Origin of the sequence: Pseudomonas sp. Tri1, from assembly GCF_017968885.1 — a bacterium.
Taxonomy (GTDB): Bacteria; Pseudomonadota; Gammaproteobacteria; order Pseudomonadales; family Pseudomonadaceae; genus Aquipseudomonas.
Map to the genome: position 1 here is coordinate 2,537,364 of NZ_CP072913.1, position 23,605 is coordinate 2,560,968.

The window sequence follows — 23,605 nt, forward strand, 5'->3', positions numbered from 1 at the left end:
CTTCGGGGCTTACAGTGTTCAGTCAGGCAAAGCAGACGGGGTGAAGTCGGCCGCCAGGTAAACCAGGATCGATTGCGCCAGAGCGACCAAGTCGCTGCGGGTGGTGTATTCGTCGGCAGCATGGATGCGGCTTTCCGGACGGATCAGCCCGCCGAGGAGGATTTCCTGAATGCCGGCCTGCTGCACCCAGCCCATGTCGGAGCTGCTCGATGAGCCATAGCACTGGAATTGCTCCGCAGTGAAACCGAAGCCTACCCCCAGTGCGGCCTGCCAACGCGGCCAGTGCGGCCCTGTGGGGTCGGCAACCGGCGCCAGGTGACCGATCACTTCATGCTCGACGGACAGCGCTTCACTGTTTGCCATGGCCGTGTCGATGCACTGCTGCAGCTCAGCCATGACCTGCTCGACTGGCTCCTGCGGCGCATAGCGGCGATTGATCAGGATCTCGAACTGCGCCGGGACGGTTGAGCCTTTGCTGCCGCCATGGGCCGCCGCCAGGGTCATGCGGGAAATCAGTGGGGCGCCGTTGTAGTAGGGCGGTGACGGCATCGGCCAGGTCCGTTGTTGCACTTGCAGCTTCAGAGCGTGCAAGGCGTTGAGCAGCGGCAGGCTCTGTTCGATGGCATTGATCGCATTGACGGGCTCTCCGGAATGGGACGAGCGCCCTTTGACGGTGATCTTCAAATCAATGCTGCCGAAGCAACCGGCCCAGATGCGCGGTGCGGCGCCACCGTTGAAGCTGAGGATGTGACCCTCTACCAGTTTCTGCTCGGCCAGATAACGGATGCCCGGGTACAAACCGCCTTCTTCATCCGTACACAGCAACAACGAAGGGCAATAACGCAGCGGCAGGTTGAAACGTTGTGCGGCGCGCAAGGCGGCGAGGGTAGAGGCGATGCTGCCCTTCATGTCAGCGCTGCCACGACCCATCAGCTTGCCATCCACCTCGGTCAGCTGCAGCGGAGGCTGGGTCCAGCCGTCGCCTGGCGGTACGGTATCGACGTGGAAATACAGGCTGCAGACTTCCTGATCGCCGGGCTGCCTGGCAATAACGTTGATACGCTCGCCAAAGGCTTCGCCGCTGCGGGTTTGCCACAACTCTTGTGGCACGGTGACTCGATGGGTGTGCAAACCCAGTGGCGTCACCAGCTCATCCATCAGGTCGGCAAAGGTTCCATAGCCCGCTCCAGGAGGAAAACAAGTGTCCACAGCGATCATTCGTTGCAGATCGCTGATCAGCGAATCATGATCCGCCTCGATGGATTCGAGTGCCTGTTCAAGGGCTGCATGGGTCGTCATTTTTGCTCTCGAAGTATTTCTATATAGTTTATAGTTAAGTATCCACGCATGGCTCGTCAAGGAAAAAAGATGACAGATAACAATTCGCCGGCCGCCTCCGGTAATTTTTCGCGGCTGAGCGAAAACGACAGCGCGCCTCTGTATGAAGTGGTCAAGCGACACATTTCCGAGGCGATCCTGCTGGGTGAGTGGACCAGCGGCACAGTGATCCCCAGCGAAAATGCCCTGGCGAGTGATTTTGGGGTATCGGTGGGCACTGTCCGCCGTGCCTTGGCCGAGCTGGTGTCCGAAGGGATGCTGATGCGCCGTCGCAAAACCGGCACCGTGGTGACTGGCTGGGCACCGCTTCACAACCTGCGTTATTTCTTTCAGTACTTCCGCCTTCATAACAAGGAAGGCGCGTTGCTGAAATCGCGCACGGTCCTGCTGGATTACCAGTTGGGGGTGGCGAGTGCCGAGGATGCGCAAAAGCTGCTGATAGAGGAGGGCAGCCCGGTCTATCGCCTGCACCGCTTGCGCAGCATTGACGGGGTGCCCGCCATGCACGAGCAATTCACCATCGTGGCCAGCAAGGTGCCTGACTTTCCAGGGCCTGAAGAACTGCCGGAATTGCTGTATCGCTATTTATTGGAGCAATACGGCTTGCGGGTGGCCGCAGTGCGCGAACAACTGACCGCAGGACTGGCCAATGAAGAGGATTGCCGCCTGCTGGAACTCACTGCGCCACATGCGGTGATGATCATTGATGCGGTGTCGTTCGATCAGGCCGCAACGCCGGTGATGATGACTCACCAGCGCGCGAGTACCGAACACTTCATGTACGTCAACGAAATACGCTGAGACGTGAACGGGCTGATGCTCAAGGCGACGGCTCCGTGGGCAGCGTGTCGAATGATTCTGCCCGCCGACGTGCTGGTTTTCCGCGCTATCAATAGGCACTTCTAGCCGAGTACCGCACTATGCCACGATCCGATCCGCGTGCTCGGCCCAGGGGATTACCGTCCGCGCTGGCGCCGAGGGTGTCAGGATGCTTGCTGTATCGAGGCGGCTGATGTGCTCGGAAGAAAGCTCAAGCGACAGCGCGCCGAGGTTGTCGGTGAGCTGGGTCATTGAGCGTGGCCCGATGATCGGCACTGCCCCATGGGTGCCTGCCCAGGCAATGGCGACCTGACCCGCACTGGCGCCGATCTCGCCCGCGATGGCAATGACGGTGTCGAGGATGTGCGTACGCTGCGCCGAATTCTCCGGCTGGAACACCCGACCGCCCAAACCTTCGGCGCGACCTTTCTCCCCTTGGCGGTACTTGCCCGTCAGCATGCCGCCGCCCAGCGGCGACCACGTGACGATACCGAGGCCCAGTGCGTGCGATGCCGGGAACAGGTCGGCTTCGGGCTCGCGATGAACCAGGCTGTGCTCGAACTGCGCAGCCGCGATGGGAACGGTACGAGTCAGTTCGGCCAGGGTCACTGTGCGGGCGAGACGCCAGGCGGCGAAGTTCGAAAGGCCTGCATAGAGGATCTTGCCCGCGCGTGCCAAGTCCTCGAAGCCGCGGACGATTTCCTCGGCTGGCGTGAGGCCATCGGGATGATGCACCCAGTAAATGTCAATCCGATCTGTCTTGAGTCGCTTCAGGCTTGCTTCCACGGAGGCGACCATGGCCCTGCGACTGTTGCCGGTGACCAGCCGATTGGCATTCGGCTGCGCGCCGTTGCTGTACTTCGTCGCGATGACGAAATCTTCGCGCCGCCCCTGCAGCAGGATGCCGATCTGCTCCTCCGATTGTCCGAACTGGTAGACATCCGCTGTATCGATGAAGTTGCCCCCAGCCTCGGCATAGGCGTTGAAGATCGCTTGGCTGGTATCGGGATCGGCGCCATGGCCCCAACCCGTGCCAAAGTTGCCCGTGCCGAGCGCCACCTGCGAAACCCGCAGGCCGGTCTTGCCAAAGGATGTGTATTTCATGACTTTCTCCGTTGATCGAGGCGGAACCACGAGGTTGCTCAGTTCAGACCGCAGCGCAGAGAACAACATCAGGCTTGCTCATGTGGACGCCTCGGGGAAGGTGCAGGGAAATCGAAGATCAAGCATGTCGTGGTGGCGTGCGCGTACAGCTTGCCGTCGGGGCCAACGATTCGGCCTTCGGCCGTGGCAATCCGACTTCCTGCATGGATCAACTTTCCCTCGGCGCGTACTAGCGGCACCGCGTCGGTCAAGGCGCGGACCATGTTGACTTTCAGCTCCAGCGTAGTGAAGCCCTTGCCTGCGGGTAAGGTCGAATGCACGGCGCAACCCACCGCCGAATCGAGCAGCGTGGAAAACCAACCGCCGTGCACGGTGCCCAGCGGGTTGTAGTGCCTTCGTTGCGGTCGGCCTTGGAAGATCGCTGTGCCTGGTTCCATGTGAATGGGCAGGAAATCGAGCGTATCGCCGATTGGGGCGGGCGGTAGTTCCCCGGCAAAGATTGCCTCGAACAACTCCATGCCTGTCAGGCTGGCGATCTGTTTGTGCGTTACGGTGTGGGAGGTGTTCCAACGGGCACGAATCGCTTTTTCCTCTTCCTCCCACCGAGCAACGACCTGGTCAGCCTGCATCACGAACTCCTTCCTCATTCTCAATACTTGTATATGCAACACTTGTAGATACAATCTATAACATGAAAAATATGACCAAGCCACAGGGTTGCACCAATCTGAAGATTCGCCAGCTCAATCGCATGGTGACGCGTCACTACGATCGCTATATCGCCGAGTCCGGATTAAAAAACACGCAGTACTCATTGTTGTCACACGTCGTCAGACTGGGTCCCATTCGCCCGAGCGACCTGGCCAGGCGAATGCAAATGGAGGCTTCGACGTTGACACGGAATATGCAGCCACTGGTCGCTCAAGGCTGGTTGACGGTCGGGGCAGGTGGCGACGCGCGTAGCCGCCTTGTCCAGGTGACCGAAGCAGGACTGGCAAAGCAAGCCGAAGGGCGGCGCGCCTGGAAAGAGGCGCAATTGGCACTTAATGAGCGACTCGGCGTGCATCGCGTTGCGGCGCTCCATGAATTGCTGGATGCGTGTATCGAGTGCCTTGATGATGAGCCTGAAACGTGTACGGACTGACCGGTAGACGATTTTCAGCTCAGCTTGGTCAGATACTCCGGCACTTGTTGCTCAGGTAGCACGGACAGAACTTTCAACCGCTGCAACATGCGTTGGCGGGCGCGGTGGAGGTGTTCCTTGAGGTTCAGCGCGGCTGCGTCGAATGCGCCATGCAATAGCAGTTCTAAAATCAAACGGTGCTCGGCCAGCATGGCTTCGTCGGGGCCGAGGCCCAACTGACTGTAAAAAATACGACTGATGATCCTGGGGCTCTGGGCCTGCCGGATCAGCGTTGCGATCTTGCGATTGTTTATTCCGGCGAGGCAGTGGTAATGCAGGTCTTCTTCAAGCTGTTCGATGCTTGCCAGGCTGCAACGTGGGTTGCTCTGTGCCTCTTTAACCCGCGCCAGCATGGCTTCCAGGGATTCCCGGCTAAGTCCCGGTGCGCTCTGGCGTAACGCCTCAGGTTCAAGGCACGCGCGCAGCTCGTAGTCTTCGGTGATCTCCCTGGCGGTGAGCGGGCCGGCCAGCCATTGGGAGTAGGGTTCCTTTTCCACCAGGCCGCGGTCACGCAGGCGCATCAATGCCTCGCGTATCACCGCCCGACTGACGCCGTAATGTTCGGCGGCCATTTGCTCGTCGAGCCGATAGTGCCCGAAAGCAATACAGGTCGATAAAGCCGAGCCAATCTCGTCGAACATCCGCTCGCCCAACGGCCGGGTATCGACCAGTTCTTCGCTGCTATCAAGACCGAGTTGCTTGTGGGTAACGGCTAACCGCAGTGGCTCCACTTCAACCCCCTTCGGGTTGACCAGATAACCGCGGCCATCGAATCGACTGATCAAGCCTTCCTTATGCAGCAGGTCCAACGCTTTGCGAACCGGTACACGGCTGGTTCCGAACAGGTCGGCCAGAGGCGCTTCGAGCAGGACAAGTCCTTGAGCCACCTCTCCATCAACGATGGCGTTGCGCAGGACCTGGCGGATCATGGCGTAGCGGGATGCAGTGCGGTAATCCTCGGCGGTCATCGATCTCATACGCTTCTCGAAAGGCGGGGGAAGATTCTCGCACAAGTCGGTTGTCACCGTGGACCACGTCATTTGTGCGCGTTCGTAGGGCCGTTGTTACTGTTCTGCACCAAAACGGATATTTTCTAATCGGTACATTATTGGTGTTGCCGATTGATTCTGCATGGAAGGCTTTGCGATATCGGAGTATCTGCCCGCTTGGAAAGGCGTCTAGTCCGTAGACTAGACGCTGGTCGCTTGCTCAGGTTGCCGCTCTGGCATTCCTTCTGTCTTCAGTTTGGCACGCTATCTGCTCTGTAAAACGTACATTTTAATAATGAATACGTTTTTGGTGAAGCAGATGTCCTACGCCAGTCCTCAATTACCGCTTGAAGCCGATGCATTGGCGATGGCGGATGCATTCGCCTCAGGCAGCAGCGACCCGGTCAAGGTGTTGGAAGAAATGCTGGCCAGGGTGGTGGGGGTCGATGACGTGTTCATCTCTCTCTGTTCGGCACGTGCCTTTCGCGAAGCCCATTCATCAGCCGCACGCTGGAAGGCCGGACAGCCGGCAAGCGCACTGGACGGCGTTCCCATTGCCTGGAAGGACATGTTCGATGTCGCAGGCAGTCCAACTACCGCAGGCGCAGCCGTGCGCCGCGACATTACGCCAGCGCTGCTCGACGCTAATGTCGTAGGTCTACTGGCGCGAGCCGGAATGGTCAGCGTTGGGAAAACGAACCTTAGCGAGTTTGCTTACTCGGGCCTTGGACTCAATCCCCATTTTGGCACGCCGCACAATCCTGTTGGACTCGACCAGCCACGCATTCCGGGAGGCTCGTCCTCAGGCTCAGCGGTCGCGGTCGCGGCGGGAGTCGTGCCGATTGCGATGGGCACGGATACCGCTGGGTCTATCCGAATTCCAGCGGCCTTCAATGGGGTGGTGGGATTTCGCAGCAGTTGCAGGCGCTATAGCCGCGAAGGCGTCTTCCCGCTCGCACATACCCTCGACAGCGTGGGGCCTTTGACACGTAGCGTGCGCGATGCCTTGGCTATCGACGACATCCTGTGCGGGCGCACCAAGTCGACATCACTCATCCCCCGCAGTCTGGCAGGGCAGCGTTTTTGGATCGACCAGTCAGTCCTTGATGATTCACGCATAGAACCCGCGGTGCGTGACAACCTACTGCACTGCTTGAGCGTGTTGAAAGGCCACGGTGCGCAGATTGACCTGCGACCTTCGCCAGCCTTCCAAGCGACACTGCGTCTCATCGAGCAACATGGCTGGCTAGGCGCCCCTGAGGCTTTCGCTCTGCATCAGCCGCTGCTCGACAGCGATGCCGCGGCCCGACTTGACCCGCGCGTGCGGCGCCGTCTGGAAGCCGCACGTGCATTCCCCGCCAGCCAGTTGGTCAACCTCTACAGCGCGCGCGACCGGCTGCAGCAACAAATTGCCGATGAGCTGGATGGGGCGTTTTTGATTACGCCAAGCGTATCCCATGTGGCGCCACCACTGGCGCCATTGGAAGCCGACGACGAACTGTTCGTGCACACCAATCTCGCGACGTTGCGCCTGACCATGCCCGGTAGCTTGCTGGATATGCCAGGTGTGTCGCTGCCGAGCGGCTGCGATGCGCTCGGTTTGCCCACCGGCATGTTGATTAGCGCGCCTGCGGGCGAAGACTTTCGAGTGTTGCGCGCGGCGCTGGCAGTGGAAGGCGCGTTGCGTCAGCCCTGAAAAATCCCACGACTGATTGATAAATCCGCAGGAGAACGATGATGGCTAAAGAAATTCTGTGCGCCTTCGGCGTCGACGTAGACGCCGTGGCAGGCTGGCTCGGTTCATATGGTGGCGAGGATTCGCCTGACGATATTTCCCGTGGCCTGTTCGCCGGTGAAATCGGCGCGCCGCGCCTGCTCAAACTGTTCGAGCGCTACGGCCTGCGCACCACCTGGTTTATCCCCGGCCACTCGATGGAAACTTTCCCTGAGCAGATGAAGGCCGTGGCCGACGCCGGCCACGAAATCGGCGTGCACGGCTACAGCCACGAAAACCCGATTGCGATGACCGCCGAGCAGGAAGAAATCGTGCTTGATAAGTCCATCGAGCTGATCACCCAGGTCACCGGCAAACGACCCACCGGTTACGTCGCGCCGTGGTGGGAGTTCAGTAAGGTCACCAACGAGCTGCTGCTGAAAAAAGGCATCAAGTATGACCACAGCCTGATGCACAACGACTTCCACCCCTACTACGTACGCAAGGGCGACAGCTGGACCAAGATCGACTACAGCCAGCACCCCGACACCTGGATGAAACCCCTGGTGCGTGGCGAAGAAACCGACTTGGTGGAGATCCCGGCCAACTGGTACCTCGACGATTTGCCGCCGATGATGTTCATCAAAAAGGCACCCAACAGCCACGGGTTCGTCAACCCGCGCCACCTCGAGGAAATGTGGCGCGACCAGTTCGACTGGGTCTACCGCGAACACGAATACGCGGTGTTCACCATGACCATCCACCCCGATGTATCCGGTCGCCCGCAAGTGCTGCTGATGCTCGAGCGTCTGATCGAACACATCCAGAGCCATGCGGGCGTGCGCTTCGTCACTTTCGACGAAATCGCCGACGACTTTATCCGCCGCCAACCGCGTACCTGACACCCACCCATCCTTCGAGGCGCGATTCATGTCTATCTACAACAAGCTTGACCTGACTGGCTGGAAACCCCGGCAACTGACGTCCCAGGAAGTACGCTTCGCCACCTGGATCGCCTTCTTCGCCTGGGTGTTTGCGGTGTATGACTTCATCCTGTTCGGCACCTTGCTGCCCGAGATCGGCCGGCACTTTGGTTGGGGTGAAGTGGAGCAGGCTGAAATCGCGACCTGGGTGGCGGTGGGTACCGCCGTCGTTGCGTTGGCCATCGGGCCGATCGTCGACAAGCTGGGGCGGCGCAAAGGGATTATCTTCACGGTGGCCGGTTCCGCCCTGTGTTCGGCGCTCACCGCGATTGGCGGGGCATGGGGCAAGTCACCGCTGATTCTGATCCGTTCGTTGGGCGGCCTGGGCTATGCCGAAGAAACCGTCAATGCGACCTATTTGACCGAGTTGTATGGCGCCTCGGAAGATCCGCGGCTGACCAAACGTCGTGGCTTTATCTACAGCCTGGTGCAGGGCGGTTGGCCGGTCGGTGCGTTGATCGCGGCAGGGTTGACCGCGCTGTTGCTGCCGATCATCGGCTGGCAGGGCTGCTTCGTCTTCGCCGCGATCCCGGCGGTGGTGATTGCGATCATGGCGCGCAAGCTCAAGGAGAGCCCGCAGTTTCAGATCCACCAGCGCATCAGCGAACTGCGTAAAAGCGGTGCGGTGAAAGAAGCGCAAAACGTCGCCGTGACTTACGGCGTGGACTACGACGAACACAGCAAGGCCGGCCTCAAAGCCGCATTCCGTGGCCCGGCCCGTCGCGCCACCTTGGTGATCGGCGCCGCGCTGTTGCTCAACTGGGCGGCGATTCAGGTGTTCAGCGTGCTCGGTACTTCGGTGATCGTCAGCGTGCACCACATCTCGTTCGAGAACTCGCTGATCATCCTGGTGCTGTCGAACCTGGTGGGTTACTGCGGTTACCTCAGCCACGGCTGGATGGGCGACAAGATTGGCCGCCGCAACGTGATCGGCCTGGGCTGGATGCTCGGCGGCCTGTCGTTTGCCGGGATGCTGTTCGGCCCGAGCAACATGGCGATGGTGGTCGGGCTGTACAGCCTGGGCCTGTTCTTCCTGATCGGGCCTTATTCGGCGGCGCTGTTTTTTATCAGTGAAAGTTTCCCTACCAGCATCCGCGCCACCGGTGGCGCGATCATCCATGCCATGGGGCCGATTGGCGCGGTGGTCGCAGGGTTTGGCGCCACCCAGGTGTTGTCCGCCGGCAGTGACTGGCAGACCGCCGCGCTGTGGTTCGGTGCCGTGCCGTGCTTCTTGTCCGGTGCCCTGATGTTCGCCGCACGTCACGTGCGCCCGGAAACCGTTCAGTGAGGAGTTTTAGATGAGCCGTAAAGTTGCCTTGATTACCGGTGCCGCCAGCGGTATCGGCCAAGCCCTCGCTGTGGTCTATGCGCGCAATGGCGTGGCGGTCGTTGGCGGGTATTACCCGGCCGATCCCCATGACCCGCAGACCACGGTGGCCTTGGTGGAAGAAGCTGGTGGCGAGTGCCTGATGCTGCCGCTGGACGTGGGCGATACCGCCTCGGTGGATGCGCTGGCCGAACACGCCGTGCAACGCTTCGGCCGCCTGGATTACGCCGTGGCGAACGCCGGTTTGCTGCGCCGTGCGCCGTTGCTGGAAATGACCGATGCGCTGTGGGACGAGATGCTCAACGTCGACCTGACGGGAGTGATGCGTACCTTTCGCGCGGCGACTCGGCATATGGGGGAGGGCGGTGCGTTGGTGGCGATTTCGTCGATTGCCGGCGGCGTGTATGGCTGGCAAGAGCACAGCCATTACGCAGCGGCCAAGGCGGGTGTGCCGGGGTTGTGTCGTTCGCTGGCGGTGGAGTTGGCAGCAAAGGGCATTCGGTGCAATGCGGTGATCCCAGGGTTGATCGAGACGCCGCAGTCATTGGATGCGAAGAACTCTCTCGGGCCGGAAGGCCTGGCGAAAGCTGCGAGGGCGATTCCGTTGGGCCGGGTAGGGCGCGCGGATGAAGTGGCGTCGTTGGTGCAGTTCTTGACCAGCGATGCGTCGAGTTACCTGACCGGGCAGAGCATCGTGATTGATGGCGGCCTGACCGTACGCTGGCCCGATTGAGTGAGGAACTGAGCATGAAACAATTGCACAACCGACGCGCCGTCATCACCGGCGCTGGCAGCGGTATCGGTGCCGCCATCGCCCGTGCCTATGCGGCTGAAGGCGCGCACCTGGTGCTGGCCGACCGCAACGCTGTCAGTCTCACTGAAACCGCGATCACCTGTCGCAACCTCGGCGCCGAAGTGCTGGAGTGCCTCGCCGATGTAGGCACCGTCGAAGGCGCCCAGGCCAGCGTCGACCGTTGCGTCGAGCACTTCGGTGGCATCGACATTTTGGTCAATAACGCTGGCATGCTCACCCAGGCACGCTGCGTCGACCTCACTGTCGAGATGTGGAATGACATGCTGCGTGTCGACCTCACCAGCGTATTCGTCGCCAGCCAGCGCGCCTTGCCGCATATGCTCGCCCAGCGTTGGGGGCGGATCATCAACGTGGCCTCGCAACTGGGCATCAAGGGCGGCGCCGAACTCACTCATTACGCCGCGGCCAAGGCTGGGGTCATCGGCTTCACCAAGTCCTTGGCGCTGGAAGTCGCCAAGGACAACGTACTGGTCAATGCCATCGCTCCAGGGCCGATTGAAACGCCATTGGTCGCCGGGATCAGCACCGACTGGAAACGCGCCAAGGCCGCCGAGTTGCCCCTCGGCCGGTTCGGCCTGGCGGACGAAGTAGCGCCCACCGCTGTGCTGCTGGCCAGCGAGCCGGGTGGCAACCTGTTCGTTGGCCAGACCCTCGGCCCGAACTCTGGCGATGTCATGCCATGAGTGAGGTGTAGCCATGTGTGGACTCTGCGGTTTGCTCGGTGAAGACCTGCACTGGAGCGATCCCTTGGGAGATGAGCTGCCCAGGCGTCGCGAACGCCTGCGCCGCATCGCCGCGATCAATCAGGTACTGGCGGTGTTCCGGCTCAAGGTCGAAGATTTTCAAGGCGCCTCTTACCTGCTGCTCGGCGCGACCGGCAAGCAGGAACTGGCGAGTGGCCTGGATCAACTCTGGCGAGCGGCCGAAACCATGCTCGGTCGCCCGTTGGATCCTCTGGACCCGCATTTGTTGGATCACTTGGAGTCAGCCGTATGAGCACCGCTCTCAATGTCATCACCGGCTTTCTCGGCAGCGGCAAAACCACCTTGCTCAAGCGCCTGCTGCAAGGCGAAAGCCTCGGCGATACGGCTTTGCTGATCAACGAATTCGGCGACGTCGGCATCGACCACCTGCTGATGGAAGAAGTCGCCCCGGATACCGTGCTGTTGCCCAGTGGCTGCGTCTGTTGCTCGATTCGTGGCGAACTCAAGGATGCATTGCTCGGCCTGTTGCAACGCCGTGAGCGCGGCGAAATACCGGCGTTCAAACGGATCATCCTGGAGACCACCGGCCTGGCCGACCCGGCGCCGATCCTCGCCACCTTGAACAACGACACGCAACTGCGCGGGCGTTTTCATATCGGCCTGGTGATTACCCTGGTGGATGCCAGCCACGCCACTCTGCAAGAACGCCTGCATCCGGAATGGCTGGCCCAGGTCGCCGCCGCGGACCGCTTGCTGTTGAGCAAGACCGACCTGGTGGAGGACTGCGCCCCACTGCGCGCGCGCCTGCAAGCGCTCAATGCCGGTACGCCGATCCTCGATACCTGCGACGTCCACAGCGGCGATCAGTTGTTGCTGGGTGAAGGTTTGCGCAGCGCCGAACCGACAGTGGAAGTCAGTCGCTGGCAACTGCATCGCAGTACCAGCGCCACCCATGGCGCCGCACAAGTGTGCAGCCTGACCTTCGACCAGCCGTTGGATTGGGTCGGCTTCGGGGTTTGGTTGTCGATGCTGTTAAGATGCCACGGCGAACGAATTCTACGTGTCAAAGGACTGCTCAACGTGCACACCAGTAACGCCCCTATCGTCATCCATGGCGTGCAGCATTGCCTGCATGCCCCGGTGCACTTGCCTGGCTGGCCGGGCACTGATCGGCAGTCGCGTCTGGTGTTCATCCTGCGTGGTCTCGACCCCGCGCTGCTGCGGCGCTCCTTTGCCGTGTTTTCTCAGCGGTTCGCCGCATGATCACACTCCGCGTCCTCGGCACCTCAGTGACCTTGCTCGAATGCCTGCGTGTTCGTGCGGAACAGGAATTGGGCATTCGCCTGGTGTACCAGGTGCACGATGTCGAGCAGGCCCAGCGCATCGCGGTGATGCAGCCCGACAGCTATGACCTGTACGATCAGTGGTTCCATAACGTCGACTTCGTATGGCCGGCCCGGGCGATCCAGCCCATCGACACACGGCGCATTGCGTTGTGGCATGAGATCAACGACTTGCCCAAGCGCGGTCGTCTGTCTGCGAATGATCGGTTGGGCAGTGGTAGCGTGCCTAGCGAGCGCTTGTTCGTGCAGCACGACGGCAGCCTCGGCAGCACGGTCACCGAGCGCATCAGCATGCTGCCCCTGACCCATAACGCCGACAGTTTCGCCTACCGTCCCGAGCGCTTGCCCGAGGGTTTTTGCCATGGCAACGAAAGCTGGGGCTGGCTGCTGGACCCGGCCTGGCGTGCGCGCACCGCACTGCAGAGCGACGCCGCCATCGGTGCCCTGGATGCCGCGCTGGCGGTGCAGGGCGCTGGACTTGCACGCTTCAAGGACATCGGCAATATGAGCATCGAAGAGATCGATGTGCTGGCCGATATTCTGGTGCGCAAACAGAAGGAGGGTCACTTTGCCGCGTTCTGGTCCGACGACGAGGAGGCCGCGCAATTGATGCTCAGCCCGAGCATCGATATCCAGAGCCTGTGGTCGCCGACATTGATGCGCCTGCATCGCGCTGGGGTGAAATACCGCCTGGCGGTGCCTCGCGAGGGCTACCGCGCCTGGTTCGGCGGTTTGTCGTTGTCGCGCCACGCCCAGGGTCCGGTACTGGATGCGGCCTACGCTTACCTCAATTGGTGGTTGTCCGGCTGGCCCGGCGCGGTGATGGCGCGCCAGGGTTACTACATCGGCAACCCGGCGCGCAGCCGCGACCATCTGAGCAGTGCCGAATGGGATTACTGGTACGCCGGTCAACCTGCGCGGGAGGAGTTACTGGGCAGTGACGGTTTGCCGCTGATTGACGTCGGCGAGGTGCGCGATGGTGGCTCCTATGAGCAGCGCATGGGGCATATCGCGGTGTGGAACTCGGTGATGGATGAGCACAACTATCTGGTGCGTCGCTGGGGCGATATTTTACGGGCGGGGGCGAAAAGCTCCCGTAGACCGTAAGTTTCTGAACCTGTGAAGGAGTCGGACGACCTTAAGCTCATGACTTAGGCCCGCCATGGTGCAAGAGCCCCTTCGAAAAGTGAAAAGGCTCGATGCAGGAAACTGTTGAAGCGCTCGGCATCACGCCGCAGCCCTGCCTGTTGACCACCAATCAGGCACAGATGGGCCACCTGGGCAATCACTTCTGCTTGGCCTGGCAGATGGACCAGGTGGCGGCATGTCCGTATCGCGAAGTCCAGTCGTCTTGTGTCAACGCGCTGCTGAAACTCGCCCACCAACGGATCGTGCAGCGACCAGGCGCGGATGGAAACTTCCCGTCCAGGTTGTTTCTCCGCGGCAATACTCAAGTAGCGCGTCAAGGTTTCGCCCGCACTACGACCCTGCGCCGCATAAGCGAGCATGCGCTCCGTGTAGTCTTCTTCCCAAGCGCCAAGCAAGGTGCGGACAAAATCCTCGCGATTGCGGAAATGGTGATAGAACGACCCGCGGGTCACATTCAATCGGCGCGACAGGCTCTCGGCCGAAACGCCAATATGTCCTATTTGGTCGAGGGCCTCAAAACCGGCCGCGATCCAATGGTCACGCGTTAGTTTTCTCACCTGTTATTTCGCTCCCTATTTAGCGCCATACAGACTGTGTATGGTGCGCAACCGATTGATACGCTGCGAACACCAGCAAAGATGGCCGTTGCGTTTTGCACGCCAGCACTTTTCATGGAGCTCGCCTTGAAGAAAATCGTTCTGGTTGCTTTCGACCAATTCACTGATATCGACCTATTCCTGATGTGGGACATTCTAGGCCGCAACACGAAGGACTGGCACGTCCGAATATTGGGTTCTAGCGCTATTGTGCGATCGGCGCATGGCCTGCCTGTTTCGGTGCACGGTCCGCTTTGCGAAGCCAATAGTGCCGACGCGGTATTGTTCGTCAGCGGCAAGGAAGGTATACCCGCAGCACTTGCCGACCCAGATTTCCTGCCGTCGTTTGAACTTGACGCCAGACGCCAGCGAATCGGCTCCATATGCGCCGGAGCTTTCATTCTCGAACGGCTTGGGCTGCTCAGCGGCCAGGCGACCACACACCCGGATGCACGATCGGGCTTGCAAGCGCTGGGGCTTGAGCCCATGGACCAGCCTCTTGTATGCCAGGGGAACGTGGCAACCGCTGGCGGATGCCTTTCGGCGCTCTATCTGGTGGGATGGTTGGTTGAATCCTTGTTCGATGTCGACAAGCGCCGTGCGACCTTGCTCCCGGTTCTGCCTGCTGGACAGCAAGCGCTCTATGATGTCTTGATCGGGCTCAGTATCCGCCAAGGAGCAGTTGGCGCGGCAACAACATCCTAGAATTGCGTAGAGATCCCCCGATGCCCCAAGAATTTGAGCTCATCATGCCCGTGCCAGTCCCCTCGAGGTCCGGCATCACCCACCTTTACACGTCGATGAACCTGGCCGACGCTTTTGCGATTCGACTCCCTGCGGGCACATCCAGAGATCCAGATTTGCTCGCTCGATTCATCTTTTCCCACCAGCCATCCTGGATCGGATGGCTCATGAACGTCCGAGACACTGTCGTTGCCTGTTTTGGTCTCAAGACAGCCAGACATTTGGCATCGCTTGCTAATCGGATTGGAGTCTTCAAGGTCTACAGCACGAGCCAGACTGAAATCGTGTTGGGGGAGGACGACAAGCACCTCGACTTCCGGATATCGATCCTCTGTTCTGGAGAGGCAGAGCCAGAAGGCAGTCGCCAGCTCGTTTTTTCAACGGTGGTCCACTGCCACAACCGTCTAGGCCGGGCCTACATCTTCGTGATTGCCCCGTTTCACCGCTTGGTTGTCAAGGCCAGCCTCCTGCGTGCTGCGCGCGTCGGTTGGCCTCTGGCTGCCTGCCCGCACTGATGCGGTAGCAGTTGCTCGATCGCACTCATCCGGCTGCGACGACCCCCTCATGTGCAGTAACCCGCTTAACGCTGATAAGCCAAAAGCCGGCGCTCAGCCAATCGGAATACACCCACCAGCGCGCACGCCAGCAACATGTAGAGCAGAGCGGCGATGCCATAGGCCTGGAAGGTCTTGAAGGTGGCAGCGTTGACATCTGCGGCGATTTTAAGGATGTCAGGAACGGTCGCGGTAAAGGCGATGGCCGTGGCGTGCAGGACAAAGATCACTTCGTTGCTGTAGGCCGGAAGTGCCCGGCGCAGCATGCTTGGTATCAACACCAGGATGAACAATTGGCTGCGGGTCATGCCCAGGGCCAGCGCCGCCTCGATCTCACCGCGTGGGGTGGTGCGCAGTACGCCGGCGAGAATCTCGATGGTGTAGGCGCAGGTGTTCAAGGCCAGCGCCAGGATCACGCAATGCATGCCGTCACGAAAGAACCACCACAAGCTCGGCGACTCCCTGATCAGGCTCAGGCTTGCCAGGCCGCTGTAGATGATCAGCAGTTGCACGAACAGCGGCGTGCCGCGAAACACCAGGGTGTAAAGCTGTACAGGCAGCGCCAGCCAACGATTGCCATAGGTGCGAACCAGCGCCAGAGGTATCGCCGCGGCCAGACCGATAACGGCGGACGTCACTAACAGCCATAAGGTGACGGACAAACCACTCCAGCGGTAACCGTCGGACCAGAGAAAGTTCGGCCCGAACTCTTTGAGTATCTCGATCATGACACGCTCCGCCGCGGTTCAATGCTGTAGCGCCGCTCAAGGTGCTTGAGGGCCAGGCTGGAGAGGATCGCAAAGGCCAGGAAGATCGTCGCAATCACCAGATAGAAGAACATCTGCCTTGAGGTCGCGTTGCCGGCTTGTTTGGCGACCTGAACCATGTCATTGAGACCCAGCAGCGATATCAGGCCGGCACTTTTCAAGAGCACTTGCCAGATGTTGCCGATGCCGGGCAATGCGAACCGCATCATCTGCGGCAGGCGGATACGCCGCAGTACTTGCCAATGGCTCATGCCATAAGCCCGGGCCGCTTCCAGTTGGCCGAACGGAATCGCCTGGAAGGCGCCACGAAAGGTTTCGGCGCAATAAGCACCGTAAATGAAGCCCAAGGTGCCGATCGCGGTGCCGTAAGGGTTCAACTGCCACGATTCGCGGCCAAACGCGTCTGCCACCTGGTTGAGTCCGATCTGCGCGCTGTAATAGATCAGCAGCATCAGGACCAGGTCCGGCACGCTGCGCACCAGCGTGGTGTAGACCGTCGCGACCAGCCGTAGCGGCGCCACTGGCGAGAGTTTCGCCAAGGCCCCGAGCAGGCCGAGCACGATGGCGACGCAGGCGGCCCAGGTGGCCACCTGGACGGTCAGCCACGCACCCTGGAAAATGAGATAGCCGTACCCTTCCAGAAACATGCTTTCGGGCTCCACGCGGGCGGTTTATTTCGGCGAGATGTCGAAGTCGAAGTACTTCCTGGCGATGCGCTCATAGGTGCCATTGCTATGGAGCCGTTCGAGCGCCTGATTGATTTCTCCGGCCAGGGCGGTATCGCTTTTGCGCAATCCGATACCGGTGCCCGGACCGAAGATCTCCGGTGACTTGACCACCTCGCCGGCATAGCCGAAGCCCTTGCCCATCGGCTTTTTCAGTAGGCCTTCGGAGACGGCGATGGCATCGTCGAACGCCGCATCCAGCCGACCGTTGATCAAGTCCGAATAGGTCAAGTCACTGCTTTGATAAGGCACCACTTCCACGCCCTTGAGGCCCCACATCCGCTTGGCATAGGCTTCGAATACGCTGCCTTGCTGTACGCCGATGCGCTTGCCGCGCAAGGATTCGGCCGTTGGTTGCAACTGGCTGCCTTGCGGGGCCACCAGGCGTGCCGGGGTGTCGTACAGGGTGTTGGAGAAGGCGATTTCGGCTTTGCGTGCTTCGGTGATCGAGAGGGCAGAGAGTATCCCGTCGAATTTCCTGCCCTTGAGGGCCGAGATCATGCCATCGAAGGCGTTTTCGACCCAGACACAACGGCGTTGCAACTCGCCGCACAGGCTTTCGCCCAGCTCTATATCGAAACCTGTCAGCGAGCCGTCCGGCCGCTTGGACTCAAAGGGCGGGTAGGTGGGGTCCACCCCGAAACGCAGCTCTTCGCTGGCGCCCCAGGTCATCAGCGGGCTGGCCACAAGCATCAAACCGATCAGACATTTTTTCATCGACAGGGTATCCACGATAGGTTGGTAGAACCGTCCCGGAAAGGGGCCCGGGGCAGCACGCATCAGTCTTGATTGTTCAAGGCGTGTTTCAGTTGTTCGGCGCGTTGGATGTCTACGGCTCGTCCATGGCCAAAGCCACCGTCCCAGCCGCACACCTGGCCGGCATGATCGACGCCTCGTGCAAGGCACTCGGCGAGGCTGTGCCGCGCTTGCCATGCCAGCAGGAACGCGGCGATAAAGCCGTCGCCGGCGCCCATGCTGTCGACGAACGCGCAGGGCCTCGCGGCCTGCTCATACACACCCTGTGCGTCGACTGCGAGGGCGCCTTGGGCGCCGCGAGTGATGACCACCGTTGCTGGGCCCATCGCTCGCATCGAGTCCGCCAGTTCACGCGCTTCGCTTGACGACAGGTCGGGCGACGAAAAAAAAGCGATGTCCACTTGCTGGATCAGCGCCTGCCAATCGAATTCGACCCAGTTGTCCGAGAAGTCGAATGACAGGCAGCCACTGGCCTGGCGAATCTGCGCCAGTTGGCTCTCAAGACCGCTATAGAGGCTGCTGTGTGCCAGCGGGAATTTCGCGACATAGGCCAGGTCATCAGCATCGAGTCGCAGTTGCCGGCATACGCCCGGATCGCTGCCAAGAAACACCCGTTCGCCCGCGATACTGTCGACACACGCCCAGCCGTTGGCACCCATCAGCGTTCTGCAGCGCGATGCATCGACGCCTTCCTGTTGCAGGCAATCGAGCAGGTACTGGCCGTACCGGTCATCACCAACGCAGCCCAGGTAGGCACTGCGAGCACCCAGCCGGGCGGCAAATACCGAGACGTTGAGTGCGTTGCCACCGGGGTATTCGATGTTCCGGTCCAGGTACACATCCAGGGTGTTGTCGCCGACCGCGATCAGGCTGGCCATGCTCAGTACTCCGTTTTCCACATGTAGCGACGCGTTGTCAGCGGCTGCTGGTGCCAGACGGCGAGATGCGCGGCAATGCGCTCCACGGCGATGCCGACGATGTAGGGCGCGACAATGGCGCGGATCTCTGGGTCGATGCCTTCCATCGCGAAGTCCTTGGCGTCATAGACCATGACCCGTCCGGTGTACCGCTGGCAGAAGCGTACGACGCGCTCCATTTGCGCGCGACTGGGGTCTTCGCCTAACAGCAGGAGCAGGGGAGTGGTCGCGTCGATGGCTTCGAACGGGCCATGGAAAAATTCAGCGGCCTCCACTGGCAGGCAATGCAGCCACTGGCTTTCCATCACCACGCAGACGCCGAATACATAAGCGGTGGTGAACATCGGACCCGAGGCGAGGAAGTACATCACGCGATCATCTTTATACAAGCGTGCCTCTTCGATGGCGCGCCGGTCGTTATTGACCGCCGCATCGGCGAGGGCCTGTGGCAGTGCCTTGAGCGAACGAGTGAGCTTGTCCAGCAAGGGCCAGCCTTCGCGCTTGGCCAGGATCCCGCCGACCAATGCCTGCAGGATCATGAAGCAGCCGAAGTACGCCTCATCGGTACGTCCCAGCAGGAAGCAATGTTGAACAGCCTGGGCCAGCGGCAGCTCGGCGGTTTGTGTCACGCCTACGGTGAGGCAGGGTTTGTCTCGCAGGAAATGTGCGGCGGCGATGGTCTCCTGGGTGGTCCCGGACTTGGAGACGAGGACCACCAAGGTGCGTTCATCCAGACGCGGCGGGTCGATATCCATGAACTCGGCCGGGAAGTAACGGCGCACTTCCAGTGTATGGCTGTAGCGCTCAAGCCAGTATTGCAAGCCGAGCATGATGCGGTTGGGGGCGCCGCAACTGACGAAGTAGATGCGGTCGATCCGCGTGGCCAGCTCTTGGCCAAACTGCTGGGCGTCGTCGACGATTTGCACGGATTGCTGCAAGGAAGTGATGAATGCTTCCCGATTGAACTGGATCGCCATGTGAGCTCCTGGGGGCTTTGTTGCGGTGGCTCATGTGACTGTTCATGATCACCATTTAGACCAAAAGCTATACCATGAAAAATACCAATACAAGGCTTTTTCTCCATGGTCTAATGAGCTGCCTTAGCGGCTTTCAAGGTATGCACGGGGCCGTTTTTTTGCTCTCATTACCAAGCTGGCGGGTTTGCGACGGTTTTCCGATGGTCATTGTTGCAATACGGCGGCAGAAAAAATAATCCAGGATGTAGACCATGAAAGTTCTTCCTTCCAAGTCCTCCGATGTGGCGCTCCTGGCGCCTGAACGCAAGCAGGTAGCCTGGCAGGCCGTCCAGGCGTTGCTGGAAATGCTGGAGCGTCCGGAGTTCGGGCCGACTGAGCGGATTCCGGCGGAACGGGACCTGGCCGAGCACTTGGGCATCAGCCGGATGACGCTGCGAAAGGCCCTGCAAACGTTGATCGACCGTGGGGTCCTGGAGCGCCGGGGCAACCGTGGCACCTTTGTGACCGCGCCAGGCGTCGAGCGGCCCCTCAATACCGTGGCCCGCAAAGGCATCGCCGAAGTGGTGGAGCAATCAGGGGCCCGGCCTGGCAGTAAATTGCTCTACTTCGAACAAACCCAGGCCAGTGCCCGCGTGGCGAAACTGCTGAAGATCCAGGAAGGCGACACGCTGCTGACCATCAGGCGCCTGCGCACTGTGGATCAAAAGCCATTCTGCATCGAGACCAGCTACATCCCGGCCGCCCGTGCTCCGGAACTGGTGGCGGGGGACCTGGTCGAGGGGGCTTCGTTGTATGCGTTGTTGTTATCGCGCTACCAGATCGAAATGGAAAGCGACGAGGGCACGCTGAGCATCGCCACGATGAACGACCAGGAAGCGCGCTTGCTCGATGTCGAGCCCGGGACGGCCGCGCTGGTCTACCGGGGTGTGATCTTCGACCGTCAAGGGCAGCCGGTGGAATACCTGGTCTCGATCAACCATCCCCAGCGCGTGGTATTCAAACTGGCGGACAGTCGGGTCAATAGTTTCCATACGGATCTTTAGCTCAAGGCCGGACGGTCGATCTGTTCGCTTGTTTGTGTAGCGAATCGCCGCTGACCCCTGATCAGGATCGCGGCGAAATGTTGAGCTTGGCGCTACTTGTAATGTTGTTCGAACACCGCCAACTGCTCAGGCTTGATCAACTGAAAGGGCACCCAGACGTCCGTTTCTACCGGCTCTCCCTTGATCATCTTGAGGGCAGCTTGTACTGCGCTGCTCGCCTGGGCCTTGGGATCCTGGAATACCGAGGCGACCAGCATCCCGCGCTTGATTGCCGCCAGGCCGTCAGGCAAGCCGTCGATGCCGACGATCGCGATCTCGCCCTTGGCTTTGCCAGCCTGCTGCAAGGCCATGGCCGCACCGATGGCCATCTCGTCGTTGTTGGCGACGATGGCATCGAAACGGCTACCTGCCAGTAGCCAGTTGCTGGTCAGGTCCATCCCTTTGTTGCGCTGCCACTCGGCACTTTGCTGCTCGACAATCTTGATCCCTGGATAATCCTTGAGTACCTGTTTGACGCCTTCGGTGCGGTCGTGGGTGGCGTTTTGCGCCAGGTCGCCCATGATAATCGCGAGGTTGCCCTTGCCTCCGAGCTTTTCGGCCAGGTAGCGCATTTGCAGCTGTCCGGCCTCAATGTCATTGGACGCTACCGTGACGACGCCTTTGGGCAAGGTACGCTCATCCGGGTGACGGTTGACGTAGACCAGCGGCGTCTTCGCTTCGACCGCCGCGCGGGTGATATTGGCCGTGGCGGAGGTGTCCACCGGCAGGACAATGACCGCATCCACTTTCTGGTTGATAAAGCCCTGGACCTGGTTGAGTTGGCGCACCACATCGCCCTGGGCGTCCTCGAACTGGATCTGCACGTTTTCCTTTTTCGCGGCCTCGTCCAGGCCGTTACGCACGTAGGTCATGAAGTTGTCGTCGACCCTGGCGATGCTGACGCCGATGCGATAGTCGGCGGCGGCCCATTGGCTGAAAAGCAACAGCAGGGTGGCGAAAAGCAGTGTGCAACGACGCATGATGGTTTTCCTTTTGTTGTTATGAGTTGAAACGTCATCAATAGGTAAAAATGTGCATCGCGTTCCGAGTGATATCCGTGCAACCGCTGACGTCATCCATCAAGCGTGAAGGCCTGCTTGAAACGCTCGAGGGCGACTTCGCTGTCACCGCTGGCCCAGCCTTCGAGGCCGACGACACCGCTGTATCCCATGCCGAACAAAGCCCTGGCAATGGCGCGATAGTGGATTTCACCGGTGCCGGGTTCCATGCGGCCAGGGACGTCGGCGACCTGAATTTCGCCGATGGCGCTGGCGGCGCGCTGGATCAGCTCGATCAGGTTTCCTTCGCCGATCTGCGCATGATAGAGGTCCAGGTTCATCTTCAGGTGCGGGCTGCCCACGGCCTCGATCAGGGCCAGGGTATCTTCAGCGCGGGCAAACGGCGTGCCTGGGTGATCGACTCCGGTATTGAGGTTTTCCAGCAGGAATACCCGACCCGTGTCTTCGCCCAGGCGAGCGATTTTTTCCAGCGTCTTGCAGGCGCTCAACCACATGCGGCCGGTGGTCTGGGCAACGGGCTTGACCGGCAAGCCCTGATCCCCCAGGCCGGTGCCATGCAGGTTCAGGCTTGGGCAACCCAATTGCGCGGCGACGGCCAAGGATTCCTGGGCGCTGTCGAGCAGTTGCTGGATACCTTCGGGATCGGTCAGGTTGCCCGAGATGTAGCCGGTCATGGAGGTGAAATCCGCGCCAGTCGCTACGAGGGCCTGGATGTCTTTGGTCGTCCAGTTCCATATCTCGACGCTGAAGCCCAGCGCGTGGATGCGTTTGACCCGCTCGGTAAAGGGCAGGTCGAGAAAGACCATCTCGGCGCTGACTGCCAGCTTGAACGGTATGAAGCTCATGAACGGGCTCCTTGCACGCGCACCGTTGTGCCCCGTTGGAAGGACTCGATGCAAGCGCGGGCGATGGCCAGTGCCGCCCGGGCATCTTCACCGCTGGCCAAAGGTTTTTCGCCGCTGCGCACGCAACCGACAAAGTGGTTGAGCTCGGCCACATAGGCATCACGCAGTAAGTCGGTGTCCATGCGCTGGGTGTCGGCCTGGACCCCATTGGCCAGGTACCGCAGCAGGTCAGAGTCGTTGACGCTGCCCATGGTCAGCATGCCCGCGCTGCCGAACACTTCGCCCCGGACATCGTAGCCATAGACCGCCTGGAAATTAGCCTCGGCCGTGGCGATGGCGCCATTGTCGAAACGGATCGTGACCACCGCCGTGTCGAGAAAACCTTTGTCCTTGTAGGCCGGTGCGATGAGCGCATCGGCCATCACAAAAACCTCAACCGCCTCGGCGCCCGGATTCAGGTAGCGCAGGGTATCGAAGTCATGGATCAGAGTTTCCAGGAAGATCACCCATTGCGGTGACGCGGCCGGGTTGTTCAACGCCGGGTCGCGGGTCAATGAGCGCAGCAGTTGTGGCGTACCGACCCGGCCGGCAGCCACGTCCAGATGAGCCGTGCGGAAGCTTCTGGCAAAGCGCCGGTTGAAGCCGACCTGGAGGGTCACCCGTGCATCGGCAGTGGCGGCGATGGCGCGGTCAGCTTCGTCCAGGGTGATAGCCATCGGTTTTTCACAGAACACGCCTTTGCCGGCCCGGGCCGCACTGATCACCAGCTCGGCATGGCTGCGTGCCGGGGCGGCAATCAGCACGGCGTCGATATCCGGGTCATCAAGCAATTGCTGTGGATCGGTATAGACCTTCTGCACGTCCAGTTCTGCCGCCAGGCGCGCGGCTTGGCCGGGGGTAGGGTCGGCAATGGCGGCGAGGCAGGCACCGGGGATGTGCCGGGCGGCGGTCAGGCCGTGAAAACTGCCCATGCGGCCGGCGCCGATGAGGCCAAGGCGAATGGTCTTGGATGTGCTCATAAACATGACTCCCTTTATTGTTTTTACGACTCGGCGGTAAGAATGTCCTCGTCTGGGTAGGTAGGGAGCAAGCGCTGTGCCAATATTTAACTAATTGATATTTAAAAGTTTTTATTTCGCGTGGCGCGAACATGTGT

At 60.5% G+C, this 23,605-nt stretch carries 26 protein-coding genes; 13 read left to right on the forward strand and 13 right to left on the reverse strand.

Annotated features, from left to right (window positions below):
• Window positions 1-18 precede the first annotated feature (18 nt).
• The gene (locus tag J9870_RS11290; protein ID WP_210644048.1) at window positions 19-1,299 is read right to left on the reverse strand and encodes a M20/M25/M40 family metallo-hydrolase; all 1,281 of its coding nucleotides are present in this window, start codon (window positions 1,297-1,299) and stop codon (window positions 19-21) included.
• A gap of 69 nt (window positions 1,300-1,368) precedes the next feature.
• On the opposite strand from J9870_RS11290, the gene J9870_RS11295 reads away from it, so the two are divergent.
• Window positions 1,369-2,139: a GntR family transcriptional regulator gene (locus J9870_RS11295; protein ID WP_246883104.1), complete on the forward strand. Its 771-nt coding sequence runs from the start codon at window positions 1,369-1,371 to the stop codon at window positions 2,137-2,139.
• A 117-nt stretch (window positions 2,140-2,256) separates the two neighbouring features.
• Here J9870_RS11295 and J9870_RS11300 read toward each other — a convergent pair whose 3' ends face one another.
• Both J9870_RS11300 and J9870_RS11305 read right to left on the reverse strand, forming a co-directional pair.
• Window positions 2,257-3,261: an aldo/keto reductase gene (locus J9870_RS11300; protein WP_210644049.1), complete on the reverse strand. Its 1,005-nt coding sequence runs from the start codon at window positions 3,259-3,261 to the stop codon at window positions 2,257-2,259.
• A gap of 68 nt (window positions 3,262-3,329) precedes the next feature.
• Window positions 3,330-3,890 (reverse strand): PaaI family thioesterase, encoded by a 561-nt coding sequence (locus tag J9870_RS11305; RefSeq protein ID WP_210644051.1) that lies wholly within the window; start codon window positions 3,888-3,890, stop codon window positions 3,330-3,332.
• A 62-nt stretch (window positions 3,891-3,952) separates the two neighbouring features.
• Here J9870_RS11305 and J9870_RS11310 point away from each other — a divergent pair, with 62 nt between their 5' ends.
• Window positions 3,953-4,405: a MarR family winged helix-turn-helix transcriptional regulator gene (locus J9870_RS11310; RefSeq protein ID WP_135844793.1), complete on the forward strand. Its 453-nt coding sequence runs from the start codon at window positions 3,953-3,955 to the stop codon at window positions 4,403-4,405.
• 14 nt (window positions 4,406-4,419) lie between these two features.
• Here the strand turns inward: J9870_RS11310 and J9870_RS11315 are convergent, their stop codons facing one another.
• Window positions 4,420-5,421: a GntR family transcriptional regulator gene (locus J9870_RS11315; protein ID WP_210644053.1), complete on the reverse strand. Its 1,002-nt coding sequence runs from the start codon at window positions 5,419-5,421 to the stop codon at window positions 4,420-4,422.
• Between the two features lie 331 nt (window positions 5,422-5,752).
• On the opposite strand from J9870_RS11315, the gene J9870_RS11320 reads away from it, so the two are divergent.
• From J9870_RS11320 to J9870_RS11355, 8 genes are read left to right on the forward strand one after another with little or no spacing between them, the layout of a single operon-like run.
• Complete coding sequence (locus tag J9870_RS11320; protein ID WP_210645205.1) at window positions 5,753-7,129, forward strand: amidase; 1,377 nt, start codon at window positions 5,753-5,755, stop codon at window positions 7,127-7,129.
• Between the two features lie 41 nt (window positions 7,130-7,170).
• Entirely contained in the window at window positions 7,171-8,049 is an 879-nt protein-coding gene (locus tag J9870_RS11325; protein ID WP_003200462.1) for a polysaccharide deacetylase, read from the forward strand.
• A 28-nt stretch (window positions 8,050-8,077) separates the two neighbouring features.
• A complete protein-coding gene (locus tag J9870_RS11330) occupies window positions 8,078-9,418 on the forward strand; it encodes an MFS transporter (RefSeq protein WP_210644055.1) in 1,341 nt (446 codons plus the stop codon).
• A 10-nt stretch (window positions 9,419-9,428) separates the two neighbouring features.
• Window positions 9,429-10,190: an SDR family NAD(P)-dependent oxidoreductase gene (locus J9870_RS11335; RefSeq protein WP_210644056.1), complete on the forward strand. Its 762-nt coding sequence runs from the start codon at window positions 9,429-9,431 to the stop codon at window positions 10,188-10,190.
• Between the two features lie 14 nt (window positions 10,191-10,204).
• Window positions 10,205-10,954 carry an SDR family NAD(P)-dependent oxidoreductase gene (locus J9870_RS11340; RefSeq protein WP_210644058.1) on the forward strand — a complete coding sequence of 250 codons (750 nt, stop codon included), beginning with the start codon at window positions 10,205-10,207 and terminating at the stop codon, window positions 10,952-10,954.
• Window positions 10,955-10,967: 13 nt separating this feature from the next.
• Window positions 10,968-11,267 (forward strand): hypothetical protein, encoded by a 300-nt coding sequence (locus J9870_RS11345; protein WP_047229666.1) that lies wholly within the window; start codon window positions 10,968-10,970, stop codon window positions 11,265-11,267.
• Window positions 11,264-12,238, forward strand: a complete 975-nt coding sequence (locus J9870_RS11350; protein ID WP_210644060.1) for a GTP-binding protein — start codon at window positions 11,264-11,266, stop codon at window positions 12,236-12,238. Before J9870_RS11345 ends, J9870_RS11350 begins: the two co-directional genes overlap by 4 nt.
• The gene (locus tag J9870_RS11355; RefSeq protein ID WP_210644062.1) at window positions 12,235-13,425 is read left to right on the forward strand and encodes an extracellular solute-binding protein; all 1,191 of its coding nucleotides are present in this window, start codon (window positions 12,235-12,237) and stop codon (window positions 13,423-13,425) included. The genes J9870_RS11350 and J9870_RS11355 overlap by 4 nt, the downstream gene beginning before the upstream one ends.
• Before the next feature lie 44 nt (window positions 13,426-13,469).
• On the opposite strand, the gene J9870_RS11360 is transcribed toward J9870_RS11355, so the two are convergent.
• Window positions 13,470-14,024: a TetR/AcrR family transcriptional regulator gene (locus J9870_RS11360; protein WP_210644064.1), complete on the reverse strand. Its 555-nt coding sequence runs from the start codon at window positions 14,022-14,024 to the stop codon at window positions 13,470-13,472.
• 126 nt (window positions 14,025-14,150) lie between these two features.
• On the opposite strand from J9870_RS11360, the gene J9870_RS11365 reads away from it, so the two are divergent.
• Complete coding sequence (locus tag J9870_RS11365) at window positions 14,151-14,768, forward strand: DJ-1/PfpI family protein (RefSeq protein ID WP_210644066.1); 618 nt, start codon at window positions 14,151-14,153, stop codon at window positions 14,766-14,768.
• A 20-nt stretch (window positions 14,769-14,788) separates the two neighbouring features.
• Window positions 14,789-15,322 (forward strand): DUF2867 domain-containing protein, encoded by a 534-nt coding sequence (locus J9870_RS11370; protein ID WP_210644068.1) that lies wholly within the window; start codon window positions 14,789-14,791, stop codon window positions 15,320-15,322.
• A 65-nt stretch (window positions 15,323-15,387) separates the two neighbouring features.
• Here the strand turns inward: J9870_RS11370 and hisM are convergent, their stop codons facing one another.
• The 5 genes from hisM to J9870_RS11395 all read right to left on the reverse strand — a co-directional run bounded on the left by hisM (window position 15,388) and on the right by J9870_RS11395 (window position 19,503).
• On the reverse strand, window positions 15,388-16,089 hold the full coding sequence (hisM, locus tag J9870_RS11375; protein ID WP_210644070.1) for a histidine ABC transporter permease HisM: 702 nt from the start codon (window positions 16,087-16,089) through the stop codon (window positions 15,388-15,390).
• Entirely contained in the window at window positions 16,086-16,775 is a 690-nt protein-coding gene (locus J9870_RS11380; protein ID WP_163858013.1) for an ABC transporter permease subunit, read from the reverse strand. The genes hisM and J9870_RS11380 overlap by 4 nt, the downstream gene beginning before the upstream one ends.
• 24 nt (window positions 16,776-16,799) lie before the next feature.
• On the reverse strand, window positions 16,800-17,570 hold the full coding sequence (locus tag J9870_RS11385; RefSeq protein ID WP_210644071.1) for an ABC transporter substrate-binding protein: 771 nt from the start codon (window positions 17,568-17,570) through the stop codon (window positions 16,800-16,802).
• A gap of 62 nt (window positions 17,571-17,632) precedes the next feature.
• Window positions 17,633-18,487, reverse strand: coding sequence for a PfkB family carbohydrate kinase (locus J9870_RS11390; RefSeq protein ID WP_210644073.1), 855 nt, complete (start codon window positions 18,485-18,487; stop codon window positions 17,633-17,635).
• A gap of 2 nt (window positions 18,488-18,489) precedes the next feature.
• A complete protein-coding gene (locus J9870_RS11395) occupies window positions 18,490-19,503 on the reverse strand; it encodes an SIS domain-containing protein (protein ID WP_210644075.1) in 1,014 nt (337 codons plus the stop codon).
• Window positions 19,504-19,754: 251 nt separating this feature from the next.
• Between J9870_RS11395 and J9870_RS11400 the strand changes: the two genes are divergently transcribed.
• Window positions 19,755-20,546, forward strand: a complete 792-nt coding sequence (locus J9870_RS11400) for a GntR family transcriptional regulator (RefSeq protein ID WP_210644077.1) — start codon at window positions 19,755-19,757, stop codon at window positions 20,544-20,546.
• Window positions 20,547-20,638: 92 nt separating this feature from the next.
• Here J9870_RS11400 and J9870_RS11405 read toward each other — a convergent pair whose 3' ends face one another.
• From J9870_RS11405 to J9870_RS11415, 3 genes are all read right to left on the reverse strand, one after another.
• A complete protein-coding gene (locus tag J9870_RS11405; protein WP_210644079.1) occupies window positions 20,639-21,565 on the reverse strand; it encodes a sugar ABC transporter substrate-binding protein in 927 nt (308 codons plus the stop codon).
• Window positions 21,566-21,657: 92 nt separating this feature from the next.
• Window positions 21,658-22,449: a TIM barrel protein gene (locus J9870_RS11410; protein ID WP_210644081.1), complete on the reverse strand. Its 792-nt coding sequence runs from the start codon at window positions 22,447-22,449 to the stop codon at window positions 21,658-21,660.
• Window positions 22,446-23,468 carry a Gfo/Idh/MocA family oxidoreductase gene (locus J9870_RS11415; protein WP_210644083.1) on the reverse strand — a complete coding sequence of 341 codons (1,023 nt, stop codon included), beginning with the start codon at window positions 23,466-23,468 and terminating at the stop codon, window positions 22,446-22,448. Before J9870_RS11415 ends, J9870_RS11410 begins: the two co-directional genes overlap by 4 nt.
• Window positions 23,469-23,605 lie beyond the last annotated feature (137 nt).

Coding starts and splice junctions, on each gene's coding strand:
- J9870_RS11290 (WP_210644048.1), bottom strand. CDS start 1,299: ATGACGACCCATGCAGCCCTTGAACAGGCACTCGAATCCATCGAGGCG.
- J9870_RS11295 (WP_246883104.1), top strand. CDS start 1,369: ATGACAGATAACAATTCGCCGGCCGCCTCCGGTAATTTTTCGCGGCTG.
- J9870_RS11300 (WP_210644049.1), bottom strand. CDS start 3,261: ATGAAATACACATCCTTTGGCAAGACCGGCCTGCGGGTTTCGCAGGTG.
- J9870_RS11305 (WP_210644051.1), bottom strand. CDS start 3,890: ATGCAGGCTGACCAGGTCGTTGCTCGGTGGGAGGAAGAGGAAAAAGCG.
- J9870_RS11310 (WP_135844793.1), top strand. CDS start 3,953: ATGAAAAATATGACCAAGCCACAGGGTTGCACCAATCTGAAGATTCGC.
- J9870_RS11315 (WP_210644053.1), bottom strand. CDS start 5,421: ATGAGATCGATGACCGCCGAGGATTACCGCACTGCATCCCGCTACGCC.
- J9870_RS11320 (WP_210645205.1), top strand. CDS start 5,753: ATGTCCTACGCCAGTCCTCAATTACCGCTTGAAGCCGATGCATTGGCG.
- J9870_RS11325 (WP_003200462.1), top strand. CDS start 7,171: ATGGCTAAAGAAATTCTGTGCGCCTTCGGCGTCGACGTAGACGCCGTG.
- J9870_RS11330 (WP_210644055.1), top strand. CDS start 8,078: ATGTCTATCTACAACAAGCTTGACCTGACTGGCTGGAAACCCCGGCAA.
- J9870_RS11335 (WP_210644056.1), top strand. CDS start 9,429: ATGAGCCGTAAAGTTGCCTTGATTACCGGTGCCGCCAGCGGTATCGGC.
- J9870_RS11340 (WP_210644058.1), top strand. CDS start 10,205: ATGAAACAATTGCACAACCGACGCGCCGTCATCACCGGCGCTGGCAGC.
- J9870_RS11345 (WP_047229666.1), top strand. CDS start 10,968: ATGTGTGGACTCTGCGGTTTGCTCGGTGAAGACCTGCACTGGAGCGAT.
- J9870_RS11350 (WP_210644060.1), top strand. CDS start 11,264: ATGAGCACCGCTCTCAATGTCATCACCGGCTTTCTCGGCAGCGGCAAA.
- J9870_RS11355 (WP_210644062.1), top strand. CDS start 12,235: ATGATCACACTCCGCGTCCTCGGCACCTCAGTGACCTTGCTCGAATGC.
- J9870_RS11370 (WP_210644068.1), top strand. CDS start 14,789: ATGCCCCAAGAATTTGAGCTCATCATGCCCGTGCCAGTCCCCTCGAGG.
- hisM (WP_210644070.1), bottom strand. CDS start 16,089: ATGATCGAGATACTCAAAGAGTTCGGGCCGAACTTTCTCTGGTCCGAC.
- J9870_RS11380 (WP_163858013.1), bottom strand. CDS start 16,775: ATGTTTCTGGAAGGGTACGGCTATCTCATTTTCCAGGGTGCGTGGCTG.
- J9870_RS11385 (WP_210644071.1), bottom strand. CDS start 17,570: ATGAAAAAATGTCTGATCGGTTTGATGCTTGTGGCCAGCCCGCTGATG.
- J9870_RS11390 (WP_210644073.1), bottom strand. CDS start 18,487: ATGGCCAGCCTGATCGCGGTCGGCGACAACACCCTGGATGTGTACCTG.
- J9870_RS11395 (WP_210644075.1), bottom strand. CDS start 19,503: ATGGCGATCCAGTTCAATCGGGAAGCATTCATCACTTCCTTGCAGCAA.
- J9870_RS11400 (WP_210644077.1), top strand. CDS start 19,755: ATGAAAGTTCTTCCTTCCAAGTCCTCCGATGTGGCGCTCCTGGCGCCT.
- J9870_RS11405 (WP_210644079.1), bottom strand. CDS start 21,565: ATGCGTCGTTGCACACTGCTTTTCGCCACCCTGCTGTTGCTTTTCAGC.
- J9870_RS11410 (WP_210644081.1), bottom strand. CDS start 22,449: ATGAGCTTCATACCGTTCAAGCTGGCAGTCAGCGCCGAGATGGTCTTT.
- J9870_RS11415 (WP_210644083.1), bottom strand. CDS start 23,468: ATGAGCACATCCAAGACCATTCGCCTTGGCCTCATCGGCGCCGGCCGC.